The organism is Pyrobaculum ferrireducens (assembly GCF_000234805.1).
GTDB classification, from domain to species: Archaea; Thermoproteota; Thermoprotei; order Thermoproteales; family Thermoproteaceae; genus Pyrobaculum; species Pyrobaculum ferrireducens.
In genome coordinates this window covers 1,691,206-1,713,057 of the sequence record NC_016645.1, presented here as the reverse complement: position 1 = coordinate 1,713,057, position 21,852 = coordinate 1,691,206, and the positions used below count along the sequence as shown (strand labels likewise).

Annotated in this window: 32 protein-coding genes; 24 read left to right on the top strand and 8 right to left on the bottom strand. The window is 56.2% G+C overall.

Translation table 11 applies throughout. The annotated features are described in order from the left end of the window. Positions 1–5: 5 nt before the first annotated feature. The 4 genes from P186_RS09540 to P186_RS09525 all read left to right on the top strand — a co-directional run bounded on the left by P186_RS09540 (position 6) and on the right by P186_RS09525 (position 3,736). Positions 6–1,352, top strand: a complete 1,347-nt coding sequence (locus P186_RS09540) for a lipopolysaccharide biosynthesis protein (protein WP_014289272.1) — start codon at positions 6–8, stop codon at positions 1,350–1,352. Positions 1,353–1,371: 19 nt separating this feature from the next. Next, positions 1,372–2,256: an NAD-dependent epimerase/dehydratase family protein gene (locus P186_RS09535; protein WP_014289271.1), complete on the top strand. Its 885-nt coding sequence runs from the start codon at positions 1,372–1,374 to the stop codon at positions 2,254–2,256. 238 nt (positions 2,257–2,494) lie between these two features. Further along, entirely contained in the window at positions 2,495–3,088 is a 594-nt protein-coding gene (locus P186_RS09530; RefSeq protein WP_014289270.1) for a PD-(D/E)XK nuclease family protein, read from the top strand. Between the two features lie 90 nt (positions 3,089–3,178). Further along, complete coding sequence (locus tag P186_RS09525) at positions 3,179–3,736, top strand: PaREP1 family protein (RefSeq protein ID WP_014289269.1); 558 nt, start codon at positions 3,179–3,181, stop codon at positions 3,734–3,736. Here P186_RS09525 and P186_RS13895 read toward each other — a convergent pair. Continuing rightward, positions 3,733–3,888 carry a hypothetical protein gene (locus tag P186_RS13895; RefSeq protein WP_158307146.1) on the bottom strand — a complete coding sequence of 52 codons (156 nt, stop codon included), beginning with the start codon at positions 3,886–3,888 and terminating at the stop codon, positions 3,733–3,735. The two genes, P186_RS09525 and P186_RS13895, sit on opposite strands and share 4 nt — an antisense overlap. Positions 3,889–4,091: 203 nt before the next feature. Between P186_RS13895 and P186_RS09520 the strand changes: the two genes are divergently transcribed. From P186_RS09520 to P186_RS09505, 5 genes are all read left to right on the top strand, one after another. Next, positions 4,092–5,093, top strand: a complete 1,002-nt coding sequence (locus P186_RS09520; RefSeq protein WP_014289267.1) for an ATP-binding protein — start codon at positions 4,092–4,094, stop codon at positions 5,091–5,093. Between the two features lie 4 nt (positions 5,094–5,097). Continuing rightward, positions 5,098–5,616: a PaREP1 family protein gene (locus P186_RS09515; RefSeq protein WP_014289266.1), complete on the top strand. Its 519-nt coding sequence runs from the start codon at positions 5,098–5,100 to the stop codon at positions 5,614–5,616. A 97-nt stretch (positions 5,617–5,713) separates the two neighbouring features. Continuing rightward, positions 5,714–6,454: an OLD family protein gene (locus tag P186_RS09510; protein ID WP_014289265.1), complete on the top strand. Its 741-nt coding sequence runs from the start codon at positions 5,714–5,716 to the stop codon at positions 6,452–6,454. A 4-nt stretch (positions 6,455–6,458) separates the two neighbouring features. Beyond that, a complete protein-coding gene (locus tag P186_RS13890; RefSeq protein ID WP_014289264.1) occupies positions 6,459–6,608 on the top strand; it encodes a hypothetical protein in 150 nt (49 codons plus the stop codon). Positions 6,609–6,764: 156 nt separating this feature from the next. After that, positions 6,765–7,235 (top strand): hypothetical protein, encoded by a 471-nt coding sequence (locus tag P186_RS09505; protein WP_014289263.1) that lies wholly within the window; start codon positions 6,765–6,767, stop codon positions 7,233–7,235. Between the two features lie 126 nt (positions 7,236–7,361). Here the strand turns inward: P186_RS09505 and P186_RS09500 are convergent, their stop codons facing one another. The 3 genes from P186_RS09500 to P186_RS09490 all read right to left on the bottom strand — a co-directional run bounded on the left by P186_RS09500 (position 7,362) and on the right by P186_RS09490 (position 9,387). Next, positions 7,362–7,556: a hypothetical protein gene (locus P186_RS09500; RefSeq protein ID WP_014289262.1), complete on the bottom strand. Its 195-nt coding sequence runs from the start codon at positions 7,554–7,556 to the stop codon at positions 7,362–7,364. A gap of 201 nt (positions 7,557–7,757) precedes the next feature. After that, positions 7,758–8,288 carry a magnesium transporter CorA family protein gene (locus P186_RS09495; protein ID WP_148682938.1) on the bottom strand — a complete coding sequence of 177 codons (531 nt, stop codon included), beginning with the start codon at positions 8,286–8,288 and terminating at the stop codon, positions 7,758–7,760. 244 nt (positions 8,289–8,532) lie between these two features. Beyond that, entirely contained in the window at positions 8,533–9,387 is an 855-nt protein-coding gene (locus tag P186_RS09490) for a PD-(D/E)XK nuclease family protein (RefSeq protein ID WP_148682937.1), read from the bottom strand. Positions 9,388–9,572: 185 nt separating this feature from the next. Between P186_RS09490 and P186_RS09485 the strand changes: the two genes are divergently transcribed. Beyond that, a complete protein-coding gene (locus P186_RS09485) occupies positions 9,573–10,025 on the top strand; it encodes a CorA family divalent cation transporter (protein ID WP_014289258.1) in 453 nt (150 codons plus the stop codon). Positions 10,026–10,306: 281 nt separating this feature from the next. Here P186_RS09485 and P186_RS09480 read toward each other — a convergent pair whose 3' ends face one another. Then, positions 10,307–10,633 (bottom strand): hypothetical protein, encoded by a 327-nt coding sequence (locus P186_RS09480; RefSeq protein ID WP_148682936.1) that lies wholly within the window; start codon positions 10,631–10,633, stop codon positions 10,307–10,309. Between the two features lie 174 nt (positions 10,634–10,807). On the opposite strand from P186_RS09480, the gene P186_RS09475 reads away from it, so the two are divergent. The 3 genes from P186_RS09475 to P186_RS13885 all read left to right on the top strand — a co-directional run bounded on the left by P186_RS09475 (position 10,808) and on the right by P186_RS13885 (position 11,878). Further along, positions 10,808–11,044, top strand: a complete 237-nt coding sequence (locus P186_RS09475; RefSeq protein WP_148682935.1) for a hypothetical protein — start codon at positions 10,808–10,810, stop codon at positions 11,042–11,044. A gap of 163 nt (positions 11,045–11,207) precedes the next feature. Then, the gene (locus P186_RS09470) at positions 11,208–11,597 is read left to right on the top strand and encodes a hypothetical protein (protein WP_148682934.1); all 390 of its coding nucleotides are present in this window, start codon (positions 11,208–11,210) and stop codon (positions 11,595–11,597) included. A gap of 140 nt (positions 11,598–11,737) precedes the next feature. Next, the gene (locus P186_RS13885; protein WP_014289254.1) at positions 11,738–11,878 is read left to right on the top strand and encodes a hypothetical protein; all 141 of its coding nucleotides are present in this window, start codon (positions 11,738–11,740) and stop codon (positions 11,876–11,878) included. A 145-nt stretch (positions 11,879–12,023) separates the two neighbouring features. On the opposite strand, the gene P186_RS13880 is transcribed toward P186_RS13885, so the two are convergent. Beyond that, on the bottom strand, positions 12,024–12,362 hold the full coding sequence (locus P186_RS13880) for a hypothetical protein (protein WP_014289253.1): 339 nt from the start codon (positions 12,360–12,362) through the stop codon (positions 12,024–12,026). A 154-nt stretch (positions 12,363–12,516) separates the two neighbouring features. Continuing rightward, positions 12,517–12,678 (bottom strand): glycosyltransferase family 2 protein, encoded by a 162-nt coding sequence (locus P186_RS13875; RefSeq protein WP_014289252.1) that lies wholly within the window; start codon positions 12,676–12,678, stop codon positions 12,517–12,519. Between the two features lie 254 nt (positions 12,679–12,932). Between P186_RS13875 and P186_RS09465 the strand changes: the two genes are divergently transcribed. From P186_RS09465 to P186_RS09450, 4 genes are all read left to right on the top strand, one after another. Then, a complete protein-coding gene (locus tag P186_RS09465; protein ID WP_237179394.1) occupies positions 12,933–13,484 on the top strand; it encodes a PaREP1 family protein in 552 nt (183 codons plus the stop codon). Positions 13,485–13,933: 449 nt separating this feature from the next. Beyond that, the gene (locus P186_RS09460) at positions 13,934–14,287 is read left to right on the top strand and encodes a hypothetical protein (RefSeq protein ID WP_014289250.1); all 354 of its coding nucleotides are present in this window, start codon (positions 13,934–13,936) and stop codon (positions 14,285–14,287) included. Between the two features lie 28 nt (positions 14,288–14,315). Next, the gene (locus P186_RS09455; protein ID WP_014289249.1) at positions 14,316–14,855 is read left to right on the top strand and encodes a hypothetical protein; all 540 of its coding nucleotides are present in this window, start codon (positions 14,316–14,318) and stop codon (positions 14,853–14,855) included. After that, positions 14,852–15,802 carry a hypothetical protein gene (locus P186_RS09450; protein ID WP_014289248.1) on the top strand — a complete coding sequence of 317 codons (951 nt, stop codon included), beginning with the start codon at positions 14,852–14,854 and terminating at the stop codon, positions 15,800–15,802. The genes P186_RS09455 and P186_RS09450 overlap by 4 nt, the downstream gene beginning before the upstream one ends. Positions 15,803–15,812: 10 nt before the next feature. On the opposite strand, the gene P186_RS09445 is transcribed toward P186_RS09450, so the two are convergent. Then, a complete protein-coding gene (locus P186_RS09445) occupies positions 15,813–15,998 on the bottom strand; it encodes a hypothetical protein (protein ID WP_014289247.1) in 186 nt (61 codons plus the stop codon). Between the two features lie 77 nt (positions 15,999–16,075). Between P186_RS09445 and P186_RS09440 the strand changes: the two genes are divergently transcribed. The 7 genes from P186_RS09440 to P186_RS09410 are packed head-to-tail and all read left to right on the top strand — an operon-like array spanning position 16,076 to position 21,497. Next, complete coding sequence (locus tag P186_RS09440; RefSeq protein ID WP_014289246.1) at positions 16,076–17,227, top strand: glycosyltransferase; 1,152 nt, start codon at positions 16,076–16,078, stop codon at positions 17,225–17,227. After that, positions 17,211–18,020: an FkbM family methyltransferase gene (locus P186_RS09435; protein WP_202944974.1), complete on the top strand. Its 810-nt coding sequence runs from the start codon at positions 17,211–17,213 to the stop codon at positions 18,018–18,020. The genes P186_RS09440 and P186_RS09435 overlap by 17 nt, the downstream gene beginning before the upstream one ends. Further along, positions 18,017–19,138 (top strand): glycosyltransferase family 4 protein, encoded by a 1,122-nt coding sequence (locus P186_RS09430; RefSeq protein ID WP_014289244.1) that lies wholly within the window; start codon positions 18,017–18,019, stop codon positions 19,136–19,138. Before P186_RS09435 ends, P186_RS09430 begins: the two co-directional genes overlap by 4 nt. Beyond that, positions 19,135–20,283: a glycosyltransferase family 4 protein gene (locus P186_RS09425; RefSeq protein ID WP_014289243.1), complete on the top strand. Its 1,149-nt coding sequence runs from the start codon at positions 19,135–19,137 to the stop codon at positions 20,281–20,283. The genes P186_RS09430 and P186_RS09425 overlap by 4 nt, the downstream gene beginning before the upstream one ends. Next, positions 20,276–20,464: a hypothetical protein gene (locus P186_RS09420; RefSeq protein ID WP_014289242.1), complete on the top strand. Its 189-nt coding sequence runs from the start codon at positions 20,276–20,278 to the stop codon at positions 20,462–20,464. The genes P186_RS09425 and P186_RS09420 overlap by 8 nt, the downstream gene beginning before the upstream one ends. After that, positions 20,461–20,640 (top strand): hypothetical protein, encoded by a 180-nt coding sequence (locus P186_RS09415; RefSeq protein WP_014289241.1) that lies wholly within the window; start codon positions 20,461–20,463, stop codon positions 20,638–20,640. The genes P186_RS09420 and P186_RS09415 overlap by 4 nt, the downstream gene beginning before the upstream one ends. Further along, positions 20,628–21,497 (top strand): glycosyltransferase family 4 protein, encoded by an 870-nt coding sequence (locus tag P186_RS09410; protein WP_014289240.1) that lies wholly within the window; start codon positions 20,628–20,630, stop codon positions 21,495–21,497. The genes P186_RS09415 and P186_RS09410 overlap by 13 nt, the downstream gene beginning before the upstream one ends. Positions 21,498–21,852 lie beyond the last annotated feature (355 nt).

Genomic DNA, 21,852 nt, shown 5'->3' with positions numbered 1-21,852 from the left:
TCTCCGTGGCTGTATATAGAGCGGGGATGTGGCTATACGCCTCTAACCTCGTCGCGCAACTTGGGGGCTACCTCTTCTGGTTCGCCGCCGCCGCCACAGTCAAGGCGGACGTCTTGGGGGAGGTGGCGTACTTAGTGGCCTCCGCCTCTATACTAGCCTTCGCACTCGAGCTGGGCGTGCCCACGGCGCTCACCAGGCTGTACCCAGCCACCCGCGACTCTGCATACGTATCAGGTGCACTTGCGTTGTCCTTATTCGGCGCCGCCGTAGCGGCGTCAACGGCCTTGTGGAGGCCCTCACTAGCGCTTCTGACCATAGTAGGGATGTTATCCACCTACTACGGAGCCTACTTCCAGGCGAGGCTGGACACTTTCCCCATATTCATCGCCGCGCTGACGGGACAGACGGCGAGGGTAGCCCTCGCCCCACTCCTCGCCCACTACGGCCCAGACGTCCTTGCGGCCACCTACGCCATACCCGGCGCCATACTGACGGCACTGGGCATAGCGGCCAGCCGGGCCACACCCTCGCTAACCAAGATGAGGGAGCTCGTCAAGGCCGGCGCCGCCGCCTGGCTCCCCGGCGTCGTGGCTACACTAGGCACAAATTTCGGCGTCGTGGCCGCCTACAATCTCGCCAACCCCGCCACGGCCGGGTATGTATACATCGCCCAGGTACTGGCAAACGCGGCCGTGGGGCCAGCCACAATAATCACAGGGGTGTTGCTACCCTACCTCTCCTCGACAGATAGGAAAGAGGCAGGAGCCGAGAAGGCGGCGAGGCTCTCTCTAGTCATCTCCCTTCCGCTAGCTGCCGTTTTGATATTCGGCGGGCGCCACTTCCTAGAGCTCCTAGGCGCACACTACGCCCAGGCCTACCCCGCCCTCGTCATCTACACAGTTGCAAACATCCTATCACTCCCCGCAAGCGTTTTGAGTAGCTTAACCTACGCCCAAGGGGCCTACGGGACGTTTCTAGCGGGTGGGCTCGCATCCAACGCCGCCAGGATAATCCTGTACCTGCTATACGGCGCATCAGCCGAAGGCGTGGCGGCCTCCTTCCTCGCCGGCGCCGCCGTGGCTCTTGTTTACTACGCCGCGGTGCAGAGAAGAGTCGCCGCGTTCATATCACACATCTCTCCAAAAATTGCCGTAACAGCGGTGCCAGCCGCCATGGCGGCGCTGGGCATAGCCCCCGCAGCCGCCGGAGCCGCCCTGGGCTACGCCGCGGCGCTTAAGCTACGCATCGTCAACCGGGCCGAGGTGGCGGAAGTGGCTAGACAAGTACTGCCAGACCCCATCTACGCGAAGGCAGCCCCCCTAGCCTCTAAACTACTAAATATACTAGATTAAAACCCAGATATTTACAACCATGGTGAGAGTGGCGGTGACAGGAGGCGCCGGCTTCATCGGTAGCCACGTGGCTATCCATCTAGCGAGGCTTGGCTACAGAGTGGTGGCTGTGGATAGCTTGGAGAGAGCCACCGGCCTCGAGAGGCTGGAGGAGGCAGGGGTGCCGCTGGTTAGGGCAGATCTCAGACACGAGGACCTCCCAGACGCCGACGTGGTTGTACACGCCGCCGCGTACATAGACGTCGCGGAAAGCTGGGAGAAGCCGTATGAATATATGTGGAACAACGCCGCCGTCACCGCCAAGGTAGCCAAACGGGCCGCGGAGAGAGGCGCCCACCTAATCTACATCTCGTCAGCCGCGGTCTACGGCGAGCCCGAGTACCTCCCCATCGACGAGAGACACCCAACAAGGCCCAAGTCGCCATACGGCCTCTCTAAGCTGGCGGGAGAGCATATAGCAGAGATGTTAACTAAAAGGCTCACGGTAGCTAGGCTTTTCAACGTATACGGCCCCGGCCAGACAGGCCCCTACGCCGGGGTAATTACGAAGTTTATACAAAGGGTAAAGGAGGGCAAGCCCCCCGTCATATTCGGCGATGGGGAGCAGACAAGAGACTTCATATACGTGGAGGACGTAGCCCGCTTCGTAGCAACGGCGGTGGAGAAAGGCGCAACCGGCGTATACAACGTAGGCACGGGAAAGGCGGTTTCAATAAGGGAGCTCGCCCGCATAGTCATGCGACTCGCCAGCGTCAAGGGCCAGCCAGAGCACGCCCCGCCGAGGCCCGGCGACATAAGGCACAGCGTCGCCGACATAACCCACGCCAAAACCACAGGCTGGACACCCCAAATCACACTAGAAGAAGGAATTAAAAAAACCCTAGCCACCTGGAGCCCCAAGTAGCTAACCACTCCCCGCCTTCAGCCCCACCCCTGGGCCCCACCCACACTACAAATTTCGTTCAACCACATCCAGACACCGCGCCAAACTCAGCCACCACAGCTATGGATTTCCCCCAGCTATAGCCACAGATACCGAAACCTATGGTAAACAACTAGCCACAAAAACGCGCCATAAACCACTCAGCCTCCAACACCCTTCACCTAAGCCAATTATTTAAAGATACAAGCAATATACTCACATGGCGCTAGACTGGGGTAGGCTTGAGGAGGTTGTGGAGAGGGCTGTTAGGAGGGCTAGGTCTGATGAGCTGAGGGAAATGGCCGACGCCGTGAAGGCCCTAGCCGAGTATATGAAAACGGGGTTTCAAGAGACAAACAAGAGAATAGAAGAGCTAGCCAAGAGAGTAGAGGAGTTGAGTAAAACAGTCGCTGAGCTTAAGGTTGCCATGGGCTCTCTCGGCCGTAGATGGGGCCGCGACTTGGAGCGCACAGTTCTCGAAATTTACAGAGACGCTCTTGAGAAGAGGGGGATAGAGCCCGGGAGGGTGGAGAAGTTTGTATACACGGATGTAGACGGCCGTTATCTGAAGCCGGGGGCGAGGATCGAGGTTGACGTCTACATACACGACGGGGGGATATATTTGCTGGAGGTGAAGTCCCACGCCGAGCTCGAGGACGTGGAGTGGTTTGCCCAAAAGGCGGAGGCGGTGGAGAAGATACTCGGCCGGAAGGCACACCGCCTCATAATCGTGGCAGTGAACATAGACAAGGAGGCGCTGGAGAGAGCTACACAGCTGGGGATAGACGCGGTGTACGGCGCCGTCATTGAGTAGGCCATGGGTCCCACCGCCGCCTCGTAGATCTACCCCCAGCCCCCTCGCCGCTGTAGCCGTAACCCTTGCAGAAGATTTTAAACTTGCCGCATGTACGTGGATGTGGAGGTTCTTGAAAGGCCTCTCCCCAAGCCCTCCGCCGAGGACTACGTCTCTGCCCGCCTTCTGGAGGCCTTGGTGGAGGGCTGGCTTGCTGTTAGGTTTCTAAAGGTGGGCCTTGTGAGGAACGCCGCGGGGAAGGCCTTCCAGGCGTGGAGGGCGTTGCTGGCCGCACTCCTCAAGCTTGAACTTGACAAATTGAAATCCCTCGCCAAGAGTGAGGAGGAGAGGCGGTGGCTGGAGACAACCGCCGCGCCTAGGGTGCCCACCAGCAGAATGACCGCGCTGTCACAGATGCTTGAGGAGGTTGGTTTTGCTGGGTTCTCCTTTGGGACAGATAAGGCCCTCAACCTCCACGACTACCAGCACCACGGCCCAGACCCCGACATGGCCCTCTCAAAATACCGGACAAGAGAAGAAGCCGCAAAAGACATCCTCCTGCTCCTCAAAGAGCTTATCCAGAGAGTAGAAGATCTAAGAGAAAGGATTAGGTGGACTCCAGAGCTGGAAAACGCCCTAAAAGACCTGGAGAGACAGCTATACGCCTAGCCGCAAGTCCCAGACGGCTCTGGCCACGTCAGCGCCGCGTTGCAGGCGGCGCGTCCAAACTCCAAACCACACGTGACAGCGAACCAGCCGCAGAGATCCGCCGCCAGCGCCGCAGACGGAGGCGGCACCGGAACCCTCAGAAACCGCGGCAAGTCCCCGCCGCAGGACGTCCAGGTCAGGTTGGCCGTCTAACAAGCCGAAAACCCCCACGGGGGGGCTTACAACGCGCGTAAGATACTTAAAACACCTCCACCCCTCTAGACGTGGAGCACCCCTACCCCACCCCCAGAAAGGCGCTGGAGGTAGCAACCGGCGCCGGAGCCCTGCAACTAAGCCCACGAGATCTTCCAGAGACATGAAAAAAATCAAACTCGGCTTCGCCAACCTTGAAGTCGAGTTTGTAGATAGAGAGAAGGCACTCCGGAAGGTAGAGGAGTGGGCAGAGAGAGGTACCGCCCTCCCCCACGTGGTCTACGGCCCTGAGGGTTGCGGCAAGACTGCTTGGCTGAGGCAGTCGGCTCAGTTGCTGAGAGAGCTGGGCTTCGATGTTGTGTACATAAACCCGGTGGAGCAGGAGGTGTCTGCCGAGGTGGGGGTTGGGGAGTTGAGAAAGAGGCTTCTGGAAATCCTCCGGGAGTCTTCAAGCGAGGCGTGGGCCAGGGCGGCGTGGGTGGCGGTAGACGTGGCCAAGGAGTTGATTAGGAGGAGAAGGGGGAGACTCGCATTAATAATCGACGACGCCTTCCAAGCCATCGGCTTAGACAAGGCGGCGCTCTACGTAAAAGGCCTCCTCGGCATATTAGAGCACCCACCCGCCAGCTACGACAAGATAATAGCCGTAGTAGCAACAAGCGAGGGGGTAAGCCTCCGCGAGATAGGGAGACATCTATGGTCCACCACTGACCCCATGTGGAACATGCCGAGAGACGGGTTTGAAGAGCTGTACAGCCGGTTGCCCGGCGAGAAGCCCAGCCCCGAAGAGGCGTGGCGGCTGACAGGCGGAAACCCCAGAGCCCTGGCAAAACTCTACGAGGCGCGCTGGGACCACAGCCGGGTCATAAACAGCATAATCAGAGAAAAGGGGCTCACACACCACTTCCTCAAGAGGTGGGAAAACCACCTTAGAGAAGCCGTCGAGGATCCCGACCACCTCTGGCACAGCGCGTCCAGGGAGTTAGTTGACGAACTAGTCGAGAAAAACCTCATCATATACCACCTCCCAGAGAGAAGCCCCGAGAGCTGGATAGATCAGCCGCCGCCCGAGAGAGATCCAGAGCTCGGCATCGGGAGATACGTGGCGTGGCAGACACCCCTCCACAGAGAAGCCGTCAAGCGGGCGTTAAAGACATATAGCTAACTGCGTGGTTGTTGGCGTGGGGACAGTCGCCGTCGAGATCCCGAGGTCCCTATACGAGGAGGCCGCTAGGAGGGGCCTCGACGTAGGCGAGCTGGTGGTGGCGGCGTTGGCAAAAGCCCTCAACCTAGACCCCCAAGCCTGCGCAAAAGCTAGGCTTGAGCTAGCTGTGAAGTACCTAGAGGAGGGCAGAGAGCTGGCACACAGAGATCCAGCTCAAGCCAGCGAGAAGCTCTACAAAGCCGCCGAGGAGGCTGTCAAGGCCTTAACGCAACACTACAACCTAAAAGACGTACTGTCTAGGGTTGAGGAGAGGGGGAGGTGGACAGTCACGGACCTAGAAAAGGCCGTCGCCGAGATATCGAAAAAAGTGGGCGGGTGGTTTAGGCAGTCCTGGGACGCGGCGTGGGTACTCCACGTGTGGGGCTTCCACGAGGCCAAGCTAGACGCCGAGGGCGTAGGTGAAAGACTACCAGATGTGGAGAAAATAGTCCAGGAAGCCCTAAAAATAGTCGGCGGCCACTAGACATATGCCGACCCCTAGATTGCTATAAAAAGGATAAGGGCGGCGGAGTTCACAGTCGCCAGAAGGCGAAATCGAGCTGAGGAGAGTCAACGTAGTCGTGGGGTGCAACGGCGCCTACAAGACCTTGATACTAGAGGCAGTCGCGGCCTCGCTCCTACTCCTCGCAAACCCCGAAGAAGGGCCGTCTCTCTCCACCATCGCCTCAAGCCTCAGAATGGACGACCTATGGCTCTACAAGCTGTTAAACGACGGCTTTGAAATATCAATAGACGGCGTAGACTTCAAAGGCGGGCTGACCCCCGAAGAGCTGGCCCAAATCGCACAACAGCTACCCATCCTAGCCCCCCGTAGCCCATACACAAGAGGACTACAAGCCCAAAACGGCCGTGAGACGGCGTATCTAAAAGTTGAATACTTCCCAGGACAGCCCCGGCTTGACGTCACCAAGGCGGGTAAAATCAGCATCCCCAGCTACAACTTCGTCGTGCTGTCTACGCCGAACCCCCTAGCCCAGCCCTTCACAACTTCGCTGACAAAATTAATAAACTACTACAGAGCCGCTGATCTGTTCGACAAGTTTTTAAAAGAGCTAGAGATAAAATTCGTAGGCCTCAAAACTGACGAATTTGACAGACAAAACATAGTCATAGTCAAAAACAGAGACATACCAATCCACTACCTAGGCAGTGGATACGCCGCCTTGGTGCTAATGGTGCTAGCCGCCACCAGAGACATAGTCATCTACGACAACGTCGAGCTCCACCTCCACCCCTGGCTCATGGAAAAAGCGGCTGAGCTCATAGCCAACACACAAGACGTCCAGTGGATCATATCGTAGAGAAATGCTACAAGCCCTCCTCGAAAAGGCGGACCTCAGCCAAATCCTCCTAATAGAGACAGGCGCCAGGGGCACCCTACGCCTCCACGACGGAGAAACCGCCTACAAAGCCCTTACAAAACTAGACGAAGACCTAAGAGGCAACTGTCCATAACGACCATTATCTTCGTCGAGGGGAAAAGCGACTTGATGTTCCTACCCGGCGTATTAGGCATACGCTCCACAAGAAGCCACAGAGATAGGAGGTATACGAGTGCTACTGCATACAAGAGGCGGTCTGCATATGCGAGGGCGGCGGCAAAGATCAGATATGCAACAGAGCAGTGGCGATGTTGCAGGACTACGGCGCCGGGCTCGAAATACACGCCCCCTCGACGGCGACGCGAGAGACGTCGACTGCGGCGGCGCCGTCCACATGCACTACCTAAACCACAGAAGCCTCAACCACCTAATATTCAAAGCGGCGCCGCCACTCCTCAAAAACATCACCGCGCTGGGGCATGAGAGGAGCAACCAAGACGGCAAAAAGAAGGCATACCTCGCCATGTACCTCACCTGGAAACACCGCCACTCCGCATCCAACACACCCGTCGGCGACTACTGGACCACGATCCACGGCTTCCACCACGTAGCAGGCCTGGAGCTGGGCAACAAAGCAAGGCAACTCGACCCAACCCCCGCCCAACTCATCGAGTTAATAGCCAGCCATATGAAACCCACACAACGTAGCCAGCAACCGCCACCACCCCCAGCTACGAGTCCGCGGCAGACGGTCGTTTAATGAGTTAAGCTGGTTTTGACTCGGCCGAGTCTTTTCACAACTCTACGTCGACGGATCCACCGCACCTGCCAGAGCCGTGGCCCTACGGACAGCCAGCGGTTTTGCGCCGTCTGGCAGGCGTCGGCTTCATACCGCTATTAGGCCTATTTTCTTAAGGGTGCCCGCGGCTAGATCCACCACGAACCCCAGGGCTTCGAGGGCCCTCACCCCGATGAAGACATCTACCGGCGAGTAGTCTATCACCTCAAATGACATAGCCCCCTCGCCGTAGAGCCCGAGCTTTGCATAGGAGACGTCCAGCTCGACGACTCTTTTGTCCACAGTCCTCCTCTTTGTCTCCCAATTATGCGTAGCCCAAGCCTCTGGGCAACTCCACGCCCCACCAACACACCGCCATTGAAGCCGGCGTCAACAAAGGCCCTGAACCTCACGCCGTTTATCACAGCCTCCACAAATGCAATCCCCATATCTGCCCATAACGAATATATACCGTACGCCCCCTGGCGTTGCCGCGTCCGCGGCTCAGCGGCTGGCTAGCCTCGTCTTTATCTCGCTGACGTCGCTTCTCAGCTGGACGATTTCTCTATACATCTCGGCCATGAGCTTCTGCATGTCTAGCATAGTCTTCTGCATCTCTGCAACCGTCCTCTGAGTCTCGGCGATAGTCCTCTGCATATCGGCAATAGTTTTTTGAAGCTCACCAATCTGCTGGTAAACCCCATCAATCCTCCTACCGAGAGAATCAGCCACAGCGTCTATTCTTTTATTCGTCTCGTCTATTCTCCTACCTAGATATTCCGCAACAGCATCAATCCTCCTGTTAGTCTCGTCAATCCTCTTGCCGAGGGCTTCGGCTACGGCGTCTATTCTCTTGTTTGTTTCGTCTATGCGTTTGTTTAGTGAATCGGCGAGGTTGTCTATCCTTTTGTTTAGGTCTCTCACCACTGCGATGGTTAAGACGGCGAGATCCTCAGACTTGAGTTTTTCGCCTTTTTCCAGCTTCTTCACCACCACCTCAAGAGCCTTGTCAAGAGCGAGCGAAAGATACTCCACGTAAAGAAATATTTGAGCATTTAAATAACTGACGCACCCCGGCGGCGCGCCGGCGCCCACTCCCCGCTCCCCCACACAGACAACACCCCCAGACGAGCCCACCCCCACAAACCTGTGCGCCGGATCGCTCCCCGAGACTTAAGTTGCTCAAAGACCCGCCAGCGGCGGCGCGCCCCAGCAACCATCTGCACGGAGCCGGCGCAACACGCCGACGACCCGCCTACGGAGGCAGCGACGGCGGGCCCTAGCCGCCCCCGCCCGCGGCCCCCGCCTCCTCCGGCTTCACAATCCTTATCCCCATCCTCCCAGCCGCGGCCTCCACCAGCGCCGGGTTCTTGTCGTGGATAAACGCCGTGATTATGAGAACCCTGTCCACCTTTCTGCCGGACGCGCGCTCGTACAGATCGGCCTTCCTCCTCACCACCACCAGGTCCCCCCTCTTAACCGCCGCCGTGATCTCCACAGCGAACACCAAGCCGTCCCTCACCACCACGTCCAGCTCCACCTCCGCCGGGTGGCCGTAGACGTAGCCCTCGGAGTCGAAGTAGACCCACCTCTCCACCGAGAAGCCCGCCTCTCTAAGAAGCTCCCTAACCCCTGCCCTAAACGCCTCCTCACTCCACACACCCCACCGCGCCCCCAGCGCCTCAATCCTAAGACCAAGCCTGCGCTCCACCTCCCCAATACTCTTCTCCAGCTTCGCAACGTCGCTCTTCAACACAGCGACGTCGCTCTTCAGCGTGGCGACGTCACCTTTAAGAACCTCCACGTCACTTTTCACAGCCGTCACCTCGTCCTTCAACACAGCGACATCGCTCTCCAGCCTCGCCACGTCGCTCTTCAGTGTAGCAACATCGCCCTTAAGAGTTGCTACGTCGCTCTTCAGAACAGCCACGTCGTTTTTAAGAGCGGCCACGTCGCCCCTCAGCGCCGCTATCTCCCCCTCCAGCCTCGCCACGTCCTCCTTGGTGGCCAGCTTCTCCCACGGCGCAATCTTCGCCAGCGCCTCGTAGAGGATCTGCGGCCTAGCCGTCAACACCTCCACCAGAATCTCCGGATGCTCCAGCAAAACACGCCTCAACTCCTCCACAAGAGACACAAAAAACCCCACACACCACTATAAAAACATAACCACCCCACAAGACGACCCCCCACCCACGGCAACACACCGCCAAACCACCACACCCAACAAGCAACGGCAGACAGGGGCGCCGGAGGAACGGACAACCCCCCAAGCCAGAGCAACCGTGCGTAAGGTACTTAAATACCACCACAACTCCATACGTGGAGTACCTCTCTCTTGCTCTTGACAAGGCTCTTGAAGTTGTTATGAAGAAGCTGGAAAAAGGCGAAAAACTCAAGCCGGAAGACCTCGCCGTTTTGACAATCGCCGTGGTGAGAGATCTGAATAAGAGAATAGACGAGACCAACAGAAGAATAGATAACCTCGCCGATTCACTAAACAAACGCATAGACGAAACAAATAAGAGAATAGACGGGGTTTATCAGCAAATTGGCGAGGTGCAGAAGACGATCGGAGAGGTTCAGCGCACCATCGCAGACATGCAGAGGACGATAGCCGATATGCAGAGGACCATCGCCGAGACTCAGAGGACAGTCGCCGAGATGCAGAAAACCATGCTCGACGTGCATAAGCTAATTGCGGACATGTACAGAGAGGTCACATTGCTAAGAAGCGACGTGGCCGAGATAAAGACGAGGCTAGCCAGCCGCTAGCCCCCGCCGGGAGGCATCTGCCGGACGTGGACAGTAGCCCCGGGCCCTACGGGGGATAGGCGCCGGGGACCTCAGCCCAGAAGGGGACTCCAGACGGCGAGGGTCGGGGGGTTCGCGGACACGACGGACAGCTCGTAGACAGGAGGCCGCCCTCAGAGGCGTGGAGGAGCAACAGAGGAAAGCACGCACCCGTAGACGCGGTATACAGAGCTGAGAGTTGCGGAAAGGCGGCTCGGCTCAGGAAGCCGGCGGAGCTCCCAAGGGCCAGGCTTCGATGCCACCTACGCGAACACGCCCGAGGGGGGAGGGGTAATCGCCGAGTTCAAAACCGCCGATCCGAAGAGCTTCTCCCTCAGCCGCCGAGGCGACCAGCCAACAAACCCCCGCCAGATCCGCCGGCCTGTCCTCGACGCCGCCAAGGAGGCGATCCGGAGCCGCCAGAGGAAAAGCCGCCGCGGCCGTCGACGAATCGAGGCCAGAGAGCCGGCGGTGTGCACAGAGGCGTCGCCAATCCACCAGAGCGCCCCCAGCCAAGTACGAAAAAATCGCGGCGGCCGCCAGCGGGGTCCGTCGAGAAGAGACATCGGCCAACACAGATGAGCCAACACAACGCCTACGTCGAGAGGCGTGTTCGAGGAGCTCTACAGGCGGAAACCTGGCGACGGGCCCCCTTCGGGGAGATCCGGAGACAGACAGATAGAGATCCGGATGTGCTCGCGGATCTGTACAAGGCGGGTCGGGACGCCGACCGCGTAAAGGATAGCCTATCGAGATCCAAGAGGTTGAGGAGGTTTGTAGAGGGGCTTGCCGACGCCGAGAGGAGCTGGCTAAGAGAAGCCGTCGACGCTCCGGACTACCTGTTCGCTAGGGACAGACTGCCCCCCGACAAGCTCGTCAAGCTGAACCCGGCGGTCGACGACACGCCAGCTCCGCAAACCGGGATATACACGCCGCTCGAGAGGGATCCCGAGCTGGAGATAGGGATGCACGTTGCGCGGCAGACGCCCCTCCACAGGTAGGCCGCCAGGCGAGCGCTCGGCGCCACGTGACGCCGTACGGGATTTCTCCATTGCGATGAGCGGACAGACGCGTGAAAACTTCGGGTCTGCGATTAGGACAGCCGGCAGGCGTAAGGGAGAAGTGGAGCAATAGCTGTATATATTAGAGGATTTAGTGAAAGATATGCAGACAAACAGGTCCTTCCTCAAGAGGGTATGGGACGAGGTGTTGGCCAAAATTGATGTAGAGATAGGACGCGAGGGCTCGCAGAAGCTGAGGCGGCTGCTGGACCTGCCCCACACCATATTTAGGGAGACATGGGGCAGTGCTAAGGCCGTGGTGATCGGGTTCGAGGATTCGGATTATTGGGAGGATATGGGCGACATAATAGTGAAGGTGTATGAAGACGGCGGAAAGCTCAGAGTAGAGGTAGCTTGTACAGGCGACTACCCGAAGACCACATATTACTGCGGAAACAAAGTATTGGAATATGAAGGCTATACCAAGGACGACGTTGAGAAGAGGGCGAAGAAGGTAGGCGTCGTGATCTTTTACGCCGGAGGCTGTCAGTAGTCGTCGACAAGATCACGGCGGATGGGATCCGCGGCGTGACTCCGCCGACTCCCTGAGTGGAACGGCTATGGGATCTGGCAGGCGTGCCGGCCCTTGCGCCGGAAGGTGCACGGCCGGGAGCGCGCGGGCCTGCGGCGGGCATGGACTGCTGTGCACGACGCAGGACGAGGGTTGCCGTTGTCGGGTTGGCAATCGCTAGGTCGCTGTTCATATACGTGACTTGGCAAGGCCCCCTACACAGAGAGGCGGTTAAGAGGGAGCTTAAATCAGCAAGACGGTAAAGAAGAGGCCGAGGCTCGCCCACCTAGAGGTCGACAAGCGCCGATCGTGGCGATCCGTAGAGCCCATGTAGACAAGGCTTAAAACATCGTTTGGGGGCGGGCTCCGCCGGAGATCTCAACGCGGCGCCGCCACCTCTTTCTTCTCCTATACCAGCTGTCTGTCCCACATGCTTCTGATCACCGCGCCGGTGAATCTGCATGGCCGTCCAAGTCCTGTAGGGGGTGCGGGCAGTAGGGCCAGCCCCAACGCCGCCAGCGCCCAGCCCGGAGGCCCGGCCGCGACCGCCGCCGCGAAGGCCGCCGGCACCAGCCAGGGGTTGACCAAGTGGAGGTAGGCCTCGGCGTAGAGCACCGGCTTGAAATACGCCATCGTTTTAGCCTCGGCGAGGCGGCGAAACTCTGTACGAGGTGCTGGGCCCCCCACCCTCCACCTCCAGTACCGCCGGGGGACATATTCATAGACCTCCACGTCGTCGAAAACCACCGCCCTCTACTCCAAAGTAGCGATTTTAAGCCGCGGCGCGGCTACCGTCGGCCATCACCACGTCGCCGTCCGCGTGCCTCAACCCCTCGCCCAAGGCGCAAGACTCGCCCCGCCACTCGGGCACCCACAACACCTTGACGCGTAGCCTTCCGGCTCACCGCTCGGCCCCCTCGGCAGTGCAGTCAGAGGAGGCGGAGTCGGCCACTATCACTTCCACCTCGCCTGGGTAGACCTGCTCGGCTATGTTGGCGAGCATCAAGTCTGTGGGCACAGCCCCGTCGCAAATCGGGACGATCACGGCGATGCGGGGGCGCACGCGGGCCCCTCTTGAAGTCCCAAGGCGCAGAGGCCCACCCCTTGGCCACGGCTTAGTAGGCCAGAGGGACGCCGAAGTGCGCGGCGGCTACCTCCAACACGGCCAGCCCCGGCCCACGTCTTTAATACTCTTCCACCTCGCCGCGCGAGCCTGTATCGTCGGCAGGAAGCCGCCTACGATCTGCCGTAGCTATGCACACACCGCGATCCCGCCAGATAGGCGAAATAGATATAAACAGATTCGCCGTGCAGTACGTGGAGCATGCCAAAGCATTAGAGGCCCCATTGCCGAAACCCACCAGCGAAGGCTATGTAACAGCCCGCCTCCTAGAGGCTTTAGTGGAGGCCCGGCTGGCGTTGAGATACCTTAAGGAGGGCCTCGTGAGGAACGCCGCCGGCAAGGCCTTCCAGGCGTGGAGGGCGCTGATGGCCGCCCTATTAAGACTTGAGCTTGAGGAGCTGAAGGTTGCGGCCAGGTCGGAGGACGAGAGGAAGTGGCTTGAAACTGTGGCAGTCCCCCGCGTCCCCACCGGCAGAATGACCGCGCTATCCCAGATGCTGGAGCAGATAGGCTATACAGACATCTCTCTGTGGACTTCTCTAGCGTTGAGCCTCCATGACTACAAGCACCACGGCCCAGATCCCGACACGGCCCTGTCGAAATACAGAAGTAGCGAGGAGGCGGCTTACGACGTGGTTAAGCTCGTCCAAGGAGTGATTAGATACGCCGAGGCCCTCAAACCCCGCGTCAAGTGGAGCCAAGAACTGGAAAAGGCGCTGGAAGAGCTCAAGACAAGCCTCCGCTAGCCGCCGCGAGACGCTCGACACCGGGAGATCCAAACTCGGCGCGACACACGCGCCCCAAACGGCCCCAAAAGCCGCCCCCCAGGAGCCGCCGCGAGGCCCGGCACACCCCACAGACGGGAGCCGGCGCGGGAAAAAACGCAACGCCGCCAGCGACACGCCACACCCCCCACCAGCCCCCCACCCACGCCAACACGGCCCCCCCCCCCCCGACGAAGCACACCACGGCTCACACCCATTCACCGCACACCTCCACAGCCGAGGCACTCACCTCAGTAAACCCTCCAGACACACCCACCCCATGAGGACCGCGCCCTCAACACCGCGGGGACTTCCACGGACACCCACTACGCGCCACTACAAAGAAAGGCTGGGAAACGGCGCGCCCACACCCGCGGGACACGGCGGCGGACATCTACGAAACCAATAAATACCCCCATCCACTGCACGATATGCTCTTGGCGGCGGGGTTCACACCGACGTTGCTGTCGCTCACAGCACTCAAAAGCCGCGCACTGCGCAGAGGCGTCTGGACAAGGGTGAGCCCCGCCGCCAGGGCGCTGATAGACGCCGCCATCCTCTACCTAAGAAGAGGGGGCAGGGTCAAATCCCCCACCCTCGTAGAGGCCCTAAGAAGAGCCGCCGAGGAGGTCCTGAGGCTCACCACCCCCCTCCGGCTGTTGGCCAAGGCCGTGGGGCTCGCCATAGCCCGCGCCAGAGGCATCGAGGCAGACGAGGAGAAGGCAGTAGCCCTCGGAATACAGTGGCTGAACACCCCCAAGAGGTGGAAAACAGCACTAAACTAACCCCGGAGTAGCACTCCAGACACAAGAAATGAGCGAAATAGAGACAGCTGTAGACTGTCTAAAACGACACGATCCCCACCACCGGGAATATTATGACAGAAATAGAGAAAACATCATCCAAAAAATTCAGAGACTGGGAGACGTTACAAGAATAGAATGCCCAGAAAACGACACCACCCACAGAGGCAGAAAGGCCGATCTATTCATAGCCACATCCACACGCAGATACATAATAGAAGTAAAACTATGCCTATCCACAAGCGCATCGCTTGGACGCCACATATTGAGAAAAGCCAAAGACACCCTCAGCCTATTCAACGAACAAGACGCGGCACTACTCGTCGCAGTAGATAGTTCAAAAGTGGACGACGCATGCGAAAAACTAATGACACGCCTCAGAAGAATGTTCACAAAAGGGTTTGGAGTAGATGTGGGAGACGTCACGTGCACACCGAGCACCTTGGTAGAGGGAATGCCCTACATCTCTATAAGGTTTAAAAGAGCTTCCGAGGCGTTGAGAGTATTAAAACAGTTCGGAGTGACAGAAATCGGAATACTCCCGCTATGATAGGCATAAAGCTCTGGAGATCCCGCGCAGGCCTCCTACCCACAAGCGCCAGAAGGGCGGCCACGGCGGTAGCCCTAGCCTTCGCCTCCGCTTGCGGCCCCCGCCAAGCCGTTGTATACACATGGCGCGGGACACCCGACGTTGTGCTCGACCAGCGAATCAGAGAAATAAAACGGAGAACGGCAGAAGAAGAAATCGCAGAACTCGCAGAGCCGTTTAAACACGGCGCCGAGGGGGTAGTCCTCCAAATAGACAACTGCCCACCCGGCGTATCCCTAGAAATTGAGATATACGCAGACCCCAGAATACCCAAAGCAGCCGCAATCACAGACGACGAGCTCGACGTCATAATCGAGCCGAGCGGATACGTCAAAGACACACACATAAAAGACTTCTACACACTAATAGCCGCCGACCCAGACACGGTAAGGAGCTGGATAGAAGACGCCCTCAGAGAGATATATATCAAAAACATCACAGTGGCGACATACAGAGGGCCCAGAACCCACCCACTCCGCCGCCTCATCGCCTGGATAAAAGCAACCAAAAACTGGAGCCTCCACCCAAGAAACGCAATACCCCTCTGGTACCGGCCGTGGCCGTACCAGCTGGCCCGCGACCTCTACCAACTCTCGCCGCCAGACTACAGACGGCTAGCCGGGCCGACAGGCATAAAGCGGGCAGTACGGAAAACAGGCGACCTACTCCTAAAAACCCTCCAAAAATACTACCACCTAGAACGCGAAGAAAAAATACTACGCCTCTACCCCAAAGCCGCGTCGCCGCCCACAAAAAGCCACGAAGCCGCCGTAAAACACCTCGAAAAAATCCTACAAGAAGTATACAAAGAAGCCGCCGAAAAAGTCATCCAAACACGCGACCTGAGGTGGCCCACCTACGTAGACGCCGTCACACAAGCCCTCGAAAACAAACTAAAACAGAGCTGAGATGCCAAGCCTACAGAGGGATGCGCCCAGGCACCGCCGGAGTCCACCCGCCGTCGCTCTCAAGCAAGCCCACCCCCACGCCGGCCAGAGGCCACAGCCAAGACCACGCCACAGCCGCCCTCCTACACCCCATGCCAGCCACCGCCGCGACCAGGCAACCCAGCGACGCGGAGAGGCGACGCCACCCCAGAGACACACCCAGGCGGCCATGCAGAGAGGCACCGTTGCAACCACGCCCGACGTGCAGAAGCTCACGGCCGCTCTACAGAAGCCGTGATAGAAGCCGCCGCGGCCCTCGCCGCCGCCCACTTCGCCGCCCCCCTCGCCTACTACCTATACGCCAGGAGGTGGCTCAGAAGGCCCTGGGGCGTCGAGCCGCGCGAGGGCCACACCCCCACCATCACCATCATAATCCCCACATACAACGAGGCCCCCCTCATAGAAGCCAAGCTCGACGACATCGCCAGGCAGGACTACCCCCCAGACAAGCTCCAGATAATCGTCGTCGACTCCGCCTCCACCGACGGCACCCCCGAAAAAGCAGAGCGCTGGGCCAGGCAGAGGCAAGCCCCCCTGGAGGTGCTGAGAGAGCCCCAGAGAAACGGAAAAGCACACGCCCTCAACCTAGCCCTAAAACACGCCAGGGGAGACATCGTCGTGATAACCGACGCAGACTCACACTGGCCCGACCCCCAAACCCTGAGAAAGGCGGCGAGGTGGCTCGCAGATCCCAGCGTCGGCGCCGTCACCTGCCTCAAGAGACCGGCCGGCGGCGGGGGAGTGGAGGCCGCCTACCGCGACTACTACAACGTACTGCGGCTTGCCGAAAGCAAGAAGTGGGCAACCCCCATATTCCACGGAGAGCTAGCCGCCTTCAGGAAAGAGCTCTTGGAGAAGATAGGCGGCTTCCCCACCCACCTCGGCGCAGACGACAGCCACACAGCCGTCCTCATCGCCGCCTTCGGCTACAGGGCCATAGCCCCGGAGGATCTTCACTGCGTCGAGCTAGTCCCCCGCCAATACTGGAGGTGGAGGATAAGAAGGGCACAACACCTCATACAAAACTTCGCCGCATCGCTGAGGCTAAAAACCCCGTCCCGGTTCAGGCCCGTGCTCTACGCCGAGGCCTACCTCCACCTCGTCAACCCCTGGCTACTCCCAGCCGCCCTAGCCACAGCCCTAGCCGCCGGGCCCCCAGGCTGGGCGCTGGCGGCCCTCGGGCTAGCCCTACTAGCCCACAAGCCCTACCGCACGTGGATCGCCATGCAGATGTACTTGATGATAGCCGCTCTTAGAAACCTCTGGACAAAAGAAATAATGTGGAAGAAAGAAGATAAGATAATACTAAGATCTAAACAAAGACATAATTTCCTTTTATCATTTACATTAACCCAAAAGAATTCAGTGCATGTTAACCCAGTTTGATCTCTTAAGGAGAGGATTTATCCGTTTACTGAATATTCTTCATCCCTTCACTACGTTGAAAATCGGACCTCTATCTCTTCACGTATTCACAGACGGCTTCGGCTCCATAGAGGAAAATATTTTCGACAATGTATACTTCACAAGTACCGAGATTAAAGAGGCTAATACAATAATTGATCTTGGAGCTCACCACTGCTCGTTTACGATATACTCTATTATAAAATCTTCTCCAGGCTCTACAATAATTGCTGTAGAACCTAATCCATTAGCCATAAAGCTCTGCATAGATAACATTAAAGCACTAAGTTGGTTAATTAGTAAAAAAGAGCTCAGCGTTAAAATATTGAATAGAGCAGTATGGGATTCGGAGGAAACCATAAACCTAAAACTTTCCTGGTGGAGTGAAGGAAGCCACGTAAGTTCCGGGCTTCACGGCAACGGAATAAAGGTTAAAGCAATAACACTTGATAACATAATTAAACTTGCCAGAGGTAAAACAATCATTAAAATGGATATTGAAGGAGCCGAATACCGCGTATTAAAAAATTCCAATATTAAAGATGTACATAAGATAGCTGTTGAAGTACATGGAGATCTCAATACTATAATAGAGATCTTAAGAAACCAGGGATTTAAGACTTACATTCAACATCATAAAATAGGAAAGGAATTGTCAGCAACATGGCTAAGGATAAAACCAAGGAGTTACGGCTCTCTAATTGCCACCTATAGATTCGTCGTATCACAAATAGCTAAACCAACTGTAACAATAGTCAAGGGCATGCGAGCATGAGGATAATTCACGTAGCGCCTTTCTACCACCCCGTTATTGGCGGCGTCGAGGACGTGGTTAAGCACATAGCCGAACACATGGCTACCAGGAGCCATGAGGTTTACGTGGTGACCTACAATAGGCTTAGGACAAGCGGCATCGGCTCACTGCCTAGGGAGGAGGTGATTAATGGCGTCAAGGTCATTAGGCTTAAGCCGACCGTAACTTGGAGCCACGGCTCATACAGCCCAGAACTACCCCAGGTCATAAAGGCACTGAAGCCCGACATAGTCCACGTACACGCCTGGAGACACCCACATGTACTCCAAGTAGCCAAGCTAAGGAGAGGCATGGGATTCAAAGCCTTACTACACGGCCACGCACCATTCCACAAACTCAACCAACTAGGCATGATCACCTGGACATACCACAGGCTGGCGGACATATTCGGCAGAAATTACCTGAAGACCTACGACAAATACATAGCACTGACAAGGCACGAAGCAAACATCGCCAAGAGACTAGGCCTTGATGAAGGCAAGATAGAGGTCGTACCAAACGGCGTCGAGGAGGACAGATGCAACGTTAACAGCGACGCTAAAGCCGAGAACCAAGTCCTCTACCTAGGCAGGATAAGCAAATCAAAGAACATAACCCTACTCCTCAAGGCGATGAAACACGTAGCCAAGGAAGTGAGAGACGCCAAGCTAATCCTCGCAGGGCCGGACGAAGGCTTAATCCACTACGTGCTAAACTACGCAGAGAGACACGGCATAAGCGCGCAGTATCTGGGCGAGGTAAGCGAGGAACTGAAGCACAGGCTATATCTCGAAAGCACGGTCTACGCACTGCCATCACTATATGAACCGTTCGGAATAACGCTACTTGAGGCCGGGATCCACGGGACACCATCAATAATAACGGGAAATGGAGGGCAGGCAGATGCCGCACCACCAAATCTGGCGAGCCTATGGGCGGAGCCCAAGCCAGAGAAATACGGAGAAGCCATAACCACATTACTAACCGACAAGGAACTAAGGAAGAAGCTCGGCGTTCAAGCCAGGGAATGGGCGCAAAAACACGTATGGAACAAAATACTGCCCAAATACGAGAAACTCTACAGCGAACTATCACCATGAAGATAATCCACGTACATCACCACTATTGGCCCGTGGTTGGCGGTATTGAGAATGTTGTTAAGGCGCTGGCTGAGGGCATGGCTAGGCTTGGCCACGAGGTCCACGTAGTGACAAGCACCTATGGCGCCGGTGATAGGCCTAGGGAGGAGGTTATAAACGGCGTCCACATCCATAGGGTTAAGTCAATCAGGCTAGGCTACCCAGACTTAACCTACCCGCTGGAGGCGCCTAGGGGCGTTTTGAAGAATGCAGATGTTGTCCATGGACATAGCCAAAACAGCCTATTTACAGTCAAGATGGTTGAGGAGGCTAGGAAAGTTGGCGCCAGGACCGTGGTACATTTCATGGCTGTCGACGCGTTCAACGACCACCCAAGCAGGTTAATTAGGCTACTGGCACCACGCTACGGCAGGTGGAGCGTCAAGAAGGCAATTGAGATCAGCGACGTTAGGCTCGTTAAAAGCTTCAGAGACATGGAAATATTAAGAAATAGATACGGCATAGAGGCAGAGTACGTCCCTGACGGCATTGATGAGGAGCCCCTCAGGAAGCCGAACATGGCCGAGGAGTTTAGGCGTAAATACGGCGTACGGGATCCGTTCATAGTCTACGTGGGGAGGCTCCATAGACTGAAAGGCATTGATGTGCTCATAAGAGCCTTGGCAATAGCCGCCAAGGAGGAGCCCAGTCTGAAAGCCGTTATAGTAGGGCCAGGAGACCAAAGGCCATATAGGGAACTAGCCAGCAAGCTCGGCATCAGCGATAAAGTCTTATTCACGGGCTTCGTCGATGAAGACACTAAGATTGGGGCCATTGACGCATCCGTTGCCCTAACCCTACCCAGCGTAAGTAACTATGTTGAGGTTTTCTCATTAGCCATAACAGAGGCATGGGCAAGGGAAAAACCAGTAATAGCATCAGCGGTAGGCGAAATACCATACAGGGTTAAACACATGGTCAACGGACTGCTGGTACAGCCTAGGAACCCTAAAGCCCTAGCAGAAGCAATAACAATACTGATTCAAGATAGGGGGTTAGGAGAGAAACTTGGTGAGGCTGGAAAGAGCAGTGTGGTTACATGGAGTAAAGTGGTGGATATGTTATTGAAAATATATAGCAAAGCATCTAGTCCATTCAATGGTTAAAGTCACTGCGGATCTGTTAAACACATATGGAGAGAGGACAGATAACATCATTAAACTTGATACTTGTGATGGATCAATTTTATCTTACTTCACGTTAATTGACGAAGTAGCATCAACCGTATCCCCAGATCTAGCCGAGATACTAGCTGTTGTAGCTAAGCCTACAAAGTGGCTGGTATGAAAATTGCATTAATACGCCGCGAATACATAACGCACATCGACGGTGTCAACAGGTTTATAGCCTGGCTTGGGGAGGCGTTCAAGAAGCTTGGCCATGACGTTGTGGTGATTAGCTGGGGCTTCTATGGCGTTAATAGGAGTGAGTTAATAGGTGGTTTAAGAACATGCATTCATTAGATGAAGAGCTGGAGGTATTGACATTAATGGATAAGCCAACACATGGGGATCCTTGGAGTAAAATAGCATTTGACTGGTTAACTAAAGGAGCTAAGCTTTTCAAGAAAGAGGGGATAGACGTCGCTATAGTTAATGGGGTTATTCCATTAAGCTTTAGACCAAAGATTGCGGTTGCTCATGGGCCTATCTCTATTTCAAAAATTCAACGCTTGATAATCAAGGCACTCTATGCAACCTACGACATGGTAATCTGCGTTTCTAACAAAAGTAGACAAGAGTATGCTGGTATAGTTAACTGTGAAACCATAATACCATTACCAATGAAGCTAAGCCTCTATAATCCGTTAGGATACCGGCAACGGAGCAATACCATAGTACACATAGGCACCAGACCCGTGAAGAAACCAGAAATTAGCATAGAAACTATCAATTTACTTAAAAGGAAGGGGTATGACGTTAACTTAGCCATAATAGGACCGTATTCAAAGCAAGTAGAAGAACTAGCTAAGGGTAACAACTTCACTCAATTGTACTTTAATGCTGAAGAGGGGGAAAAGGTAAGGATTTTATGTGGCGCTAAGGCATTAATATTACCATCAAGTAATGAGGTATTTCCATTCACGGCCATGGAAGCCATGGCTTGTGGTATGCCTGTAGTGGCTTCACATGCGGTACCTGAGGAGGTCATTGTAGATGGATACAATGGAGTGAGGGTAAGGAGTCTAAACCCTCAGGACTACGCCGCGGCACTTGAAAAATTGCTGGTCGACGAAGAGCTATGGATCAAATTATCAACAAATGGCATTGAATTCATTAAGCAGTTTGACTACATTAACCATAGCAAAGAGATATATTGAAATCATTGGAAAACTAATTAAGGAAGGCTAAGTATTCTCCTTCGTAGTCTCTCTTATCAGTGATACACGGAGTTGTGTTCACATGATGCGTCGAGGAGGAAGCCAAGATCGGCACAATCGATGCGTCAATAGGCCTTACTCTCCCCAGCATCAGCGACTACGCTGAGGTCTTCTCCCTCTACATGACTGAGGCTTAGGCTAGGGGAAAGCCGGTCACAACCTCGGCAATCGGCAAGATGCCGTAGAGGGTTAAACAGATGGTCAATGGACTCCTGGTACCATCCAGGTATCCGGCGGCACTTGCGGAGACAATAGCAACACTGGCACAGGATAAGGAATTGGGCAGGAGATTGGG

What these genes read in the sequence shown, in the direction of transcription:
- P186_RS09460 (WP_014289250.1), top strand. Translation starts at nt 13,934, where the DNA reads ATGCTCTTGGCGGCGGGGTTCACACCGACGTTGCTGTCGCTCACAGCA.
- P186_RS09470 (WP_148682934.1), top strand. Translation starts at nt 11,208, where the DNA reads ATGCAGACAAACAGGTCCTTCCTCAAGAGGGTATGGGACGAGGTGTTG.
- P186_RS09425 (WP_014289243.1), top strand. Translation starts at nt 19,135, where the DNA reads ATGAAGATAATCCACGTACATCACCACTATTGGCCCGTGGTTGGCGGT.
- P186_RS09410 (WP_014289240.1), top strand. Translation starts at nt 20,628, where the DNA reads ATGCATTCATTAGATGAAGAGCTGGAGGTATTGACATTAATGGATAAG.
- P186_RS09505 (WP_014289263.1), top strand. Translation starts at nt 6,765, where the DNA reads ATGCAACAGAGCAGTGGCGATGTTGCAGGACTACGGCGCCGGGCTCGA.
- P186_RS09455 (WP_014289249.1), top strand. Translation starts at nt 14,316, where the DNA reads ATGAGCGAAATAGAGACAGCTGTAGACTGTCTAAAACGACACGATCCC.
- P186_RS09450 (WP_014289248.1), top strand. Translation starts at nt 14,852, where the DNA reads ATGATAGGCATAAAGCTCTGGAGATCCCGCGCAGGCCTCCTACCCACA.
- P186_RS09430 (WP_014289244.1), top strand. Translation starts at nt 18,017, where the DNA reads ATGAGGATAATTCACGTAGCGCCTTTCTACCACCCCGTTATTGGCGGC.
- P186_RS09420 (WP_014289242.1), top strand. Translation starts at nt 20,276, where the DNA reads ATGGTTAAAGTCACTGCGGATCTGTTAAACACATATGGAGAGAGGACA.
- P186_RS13885 (WP_014289254.1), top strand. Translation starts at nt 11,738, where the DNA reads ATGGACTGCTGTGCACGACGCAGGACGAGGGTTGCCGTTGTCGGGTTG.
- P186_RS09530 (WP_014289270.1), top strand. Translation starts at nt 2,495, where the DNA reads ATGGCGCTAGACTGGGGTAGGCTTGAGGAGGTTGTGGAGAGGGCTGTT.
- P186_RS09525 (WP_014289269.1), top strand. Translation starts at nt 3,179, where the DNA reads ATGTACGTGGATGTGGAGGTTCTTGAAAGGCCTCTCCCCAAGCCCTCC.
- P186_RS09435 (WP_202944974.1), top strand. Translation starts at nt 17,211, where the DNA reads ATGTTAACCCAGTTTGATCTCTTAAGGAGAGGATTTATCCGTTTACTG.
- P186_RS13890 (WP_014289264.1), top strand. Translation starts at nt 6,459, where the DNA reads ATGCTACAAGCCCTCCTCGAAAAGGCGGACCTCAGCCAAATCCTCCTA.
- P186_RS09520 (WP_014289267.1), top strand. Translation starts at nt 4,092, where the DNA reads ATGAAAAAAATCAAACTCGGCTTCGCCAACCTTGAAGTCGAGTTTGTA.
- P186_RS09535 (WP_014289271.1), top strand. Translation starts at nt 1,372, where the DNA reads ATGGTGAGAGTGGCGGTGACAGGAGGCGCCGGCTTCATCGGTAGCCAC.
- P186_RS09415 (WP_014289241.1), top strand. Translation starts at nt 20,461, where the DNA reads ATGAAAATTGCATTAATACGCCGCGAATACATAACGCACATCGACGGT.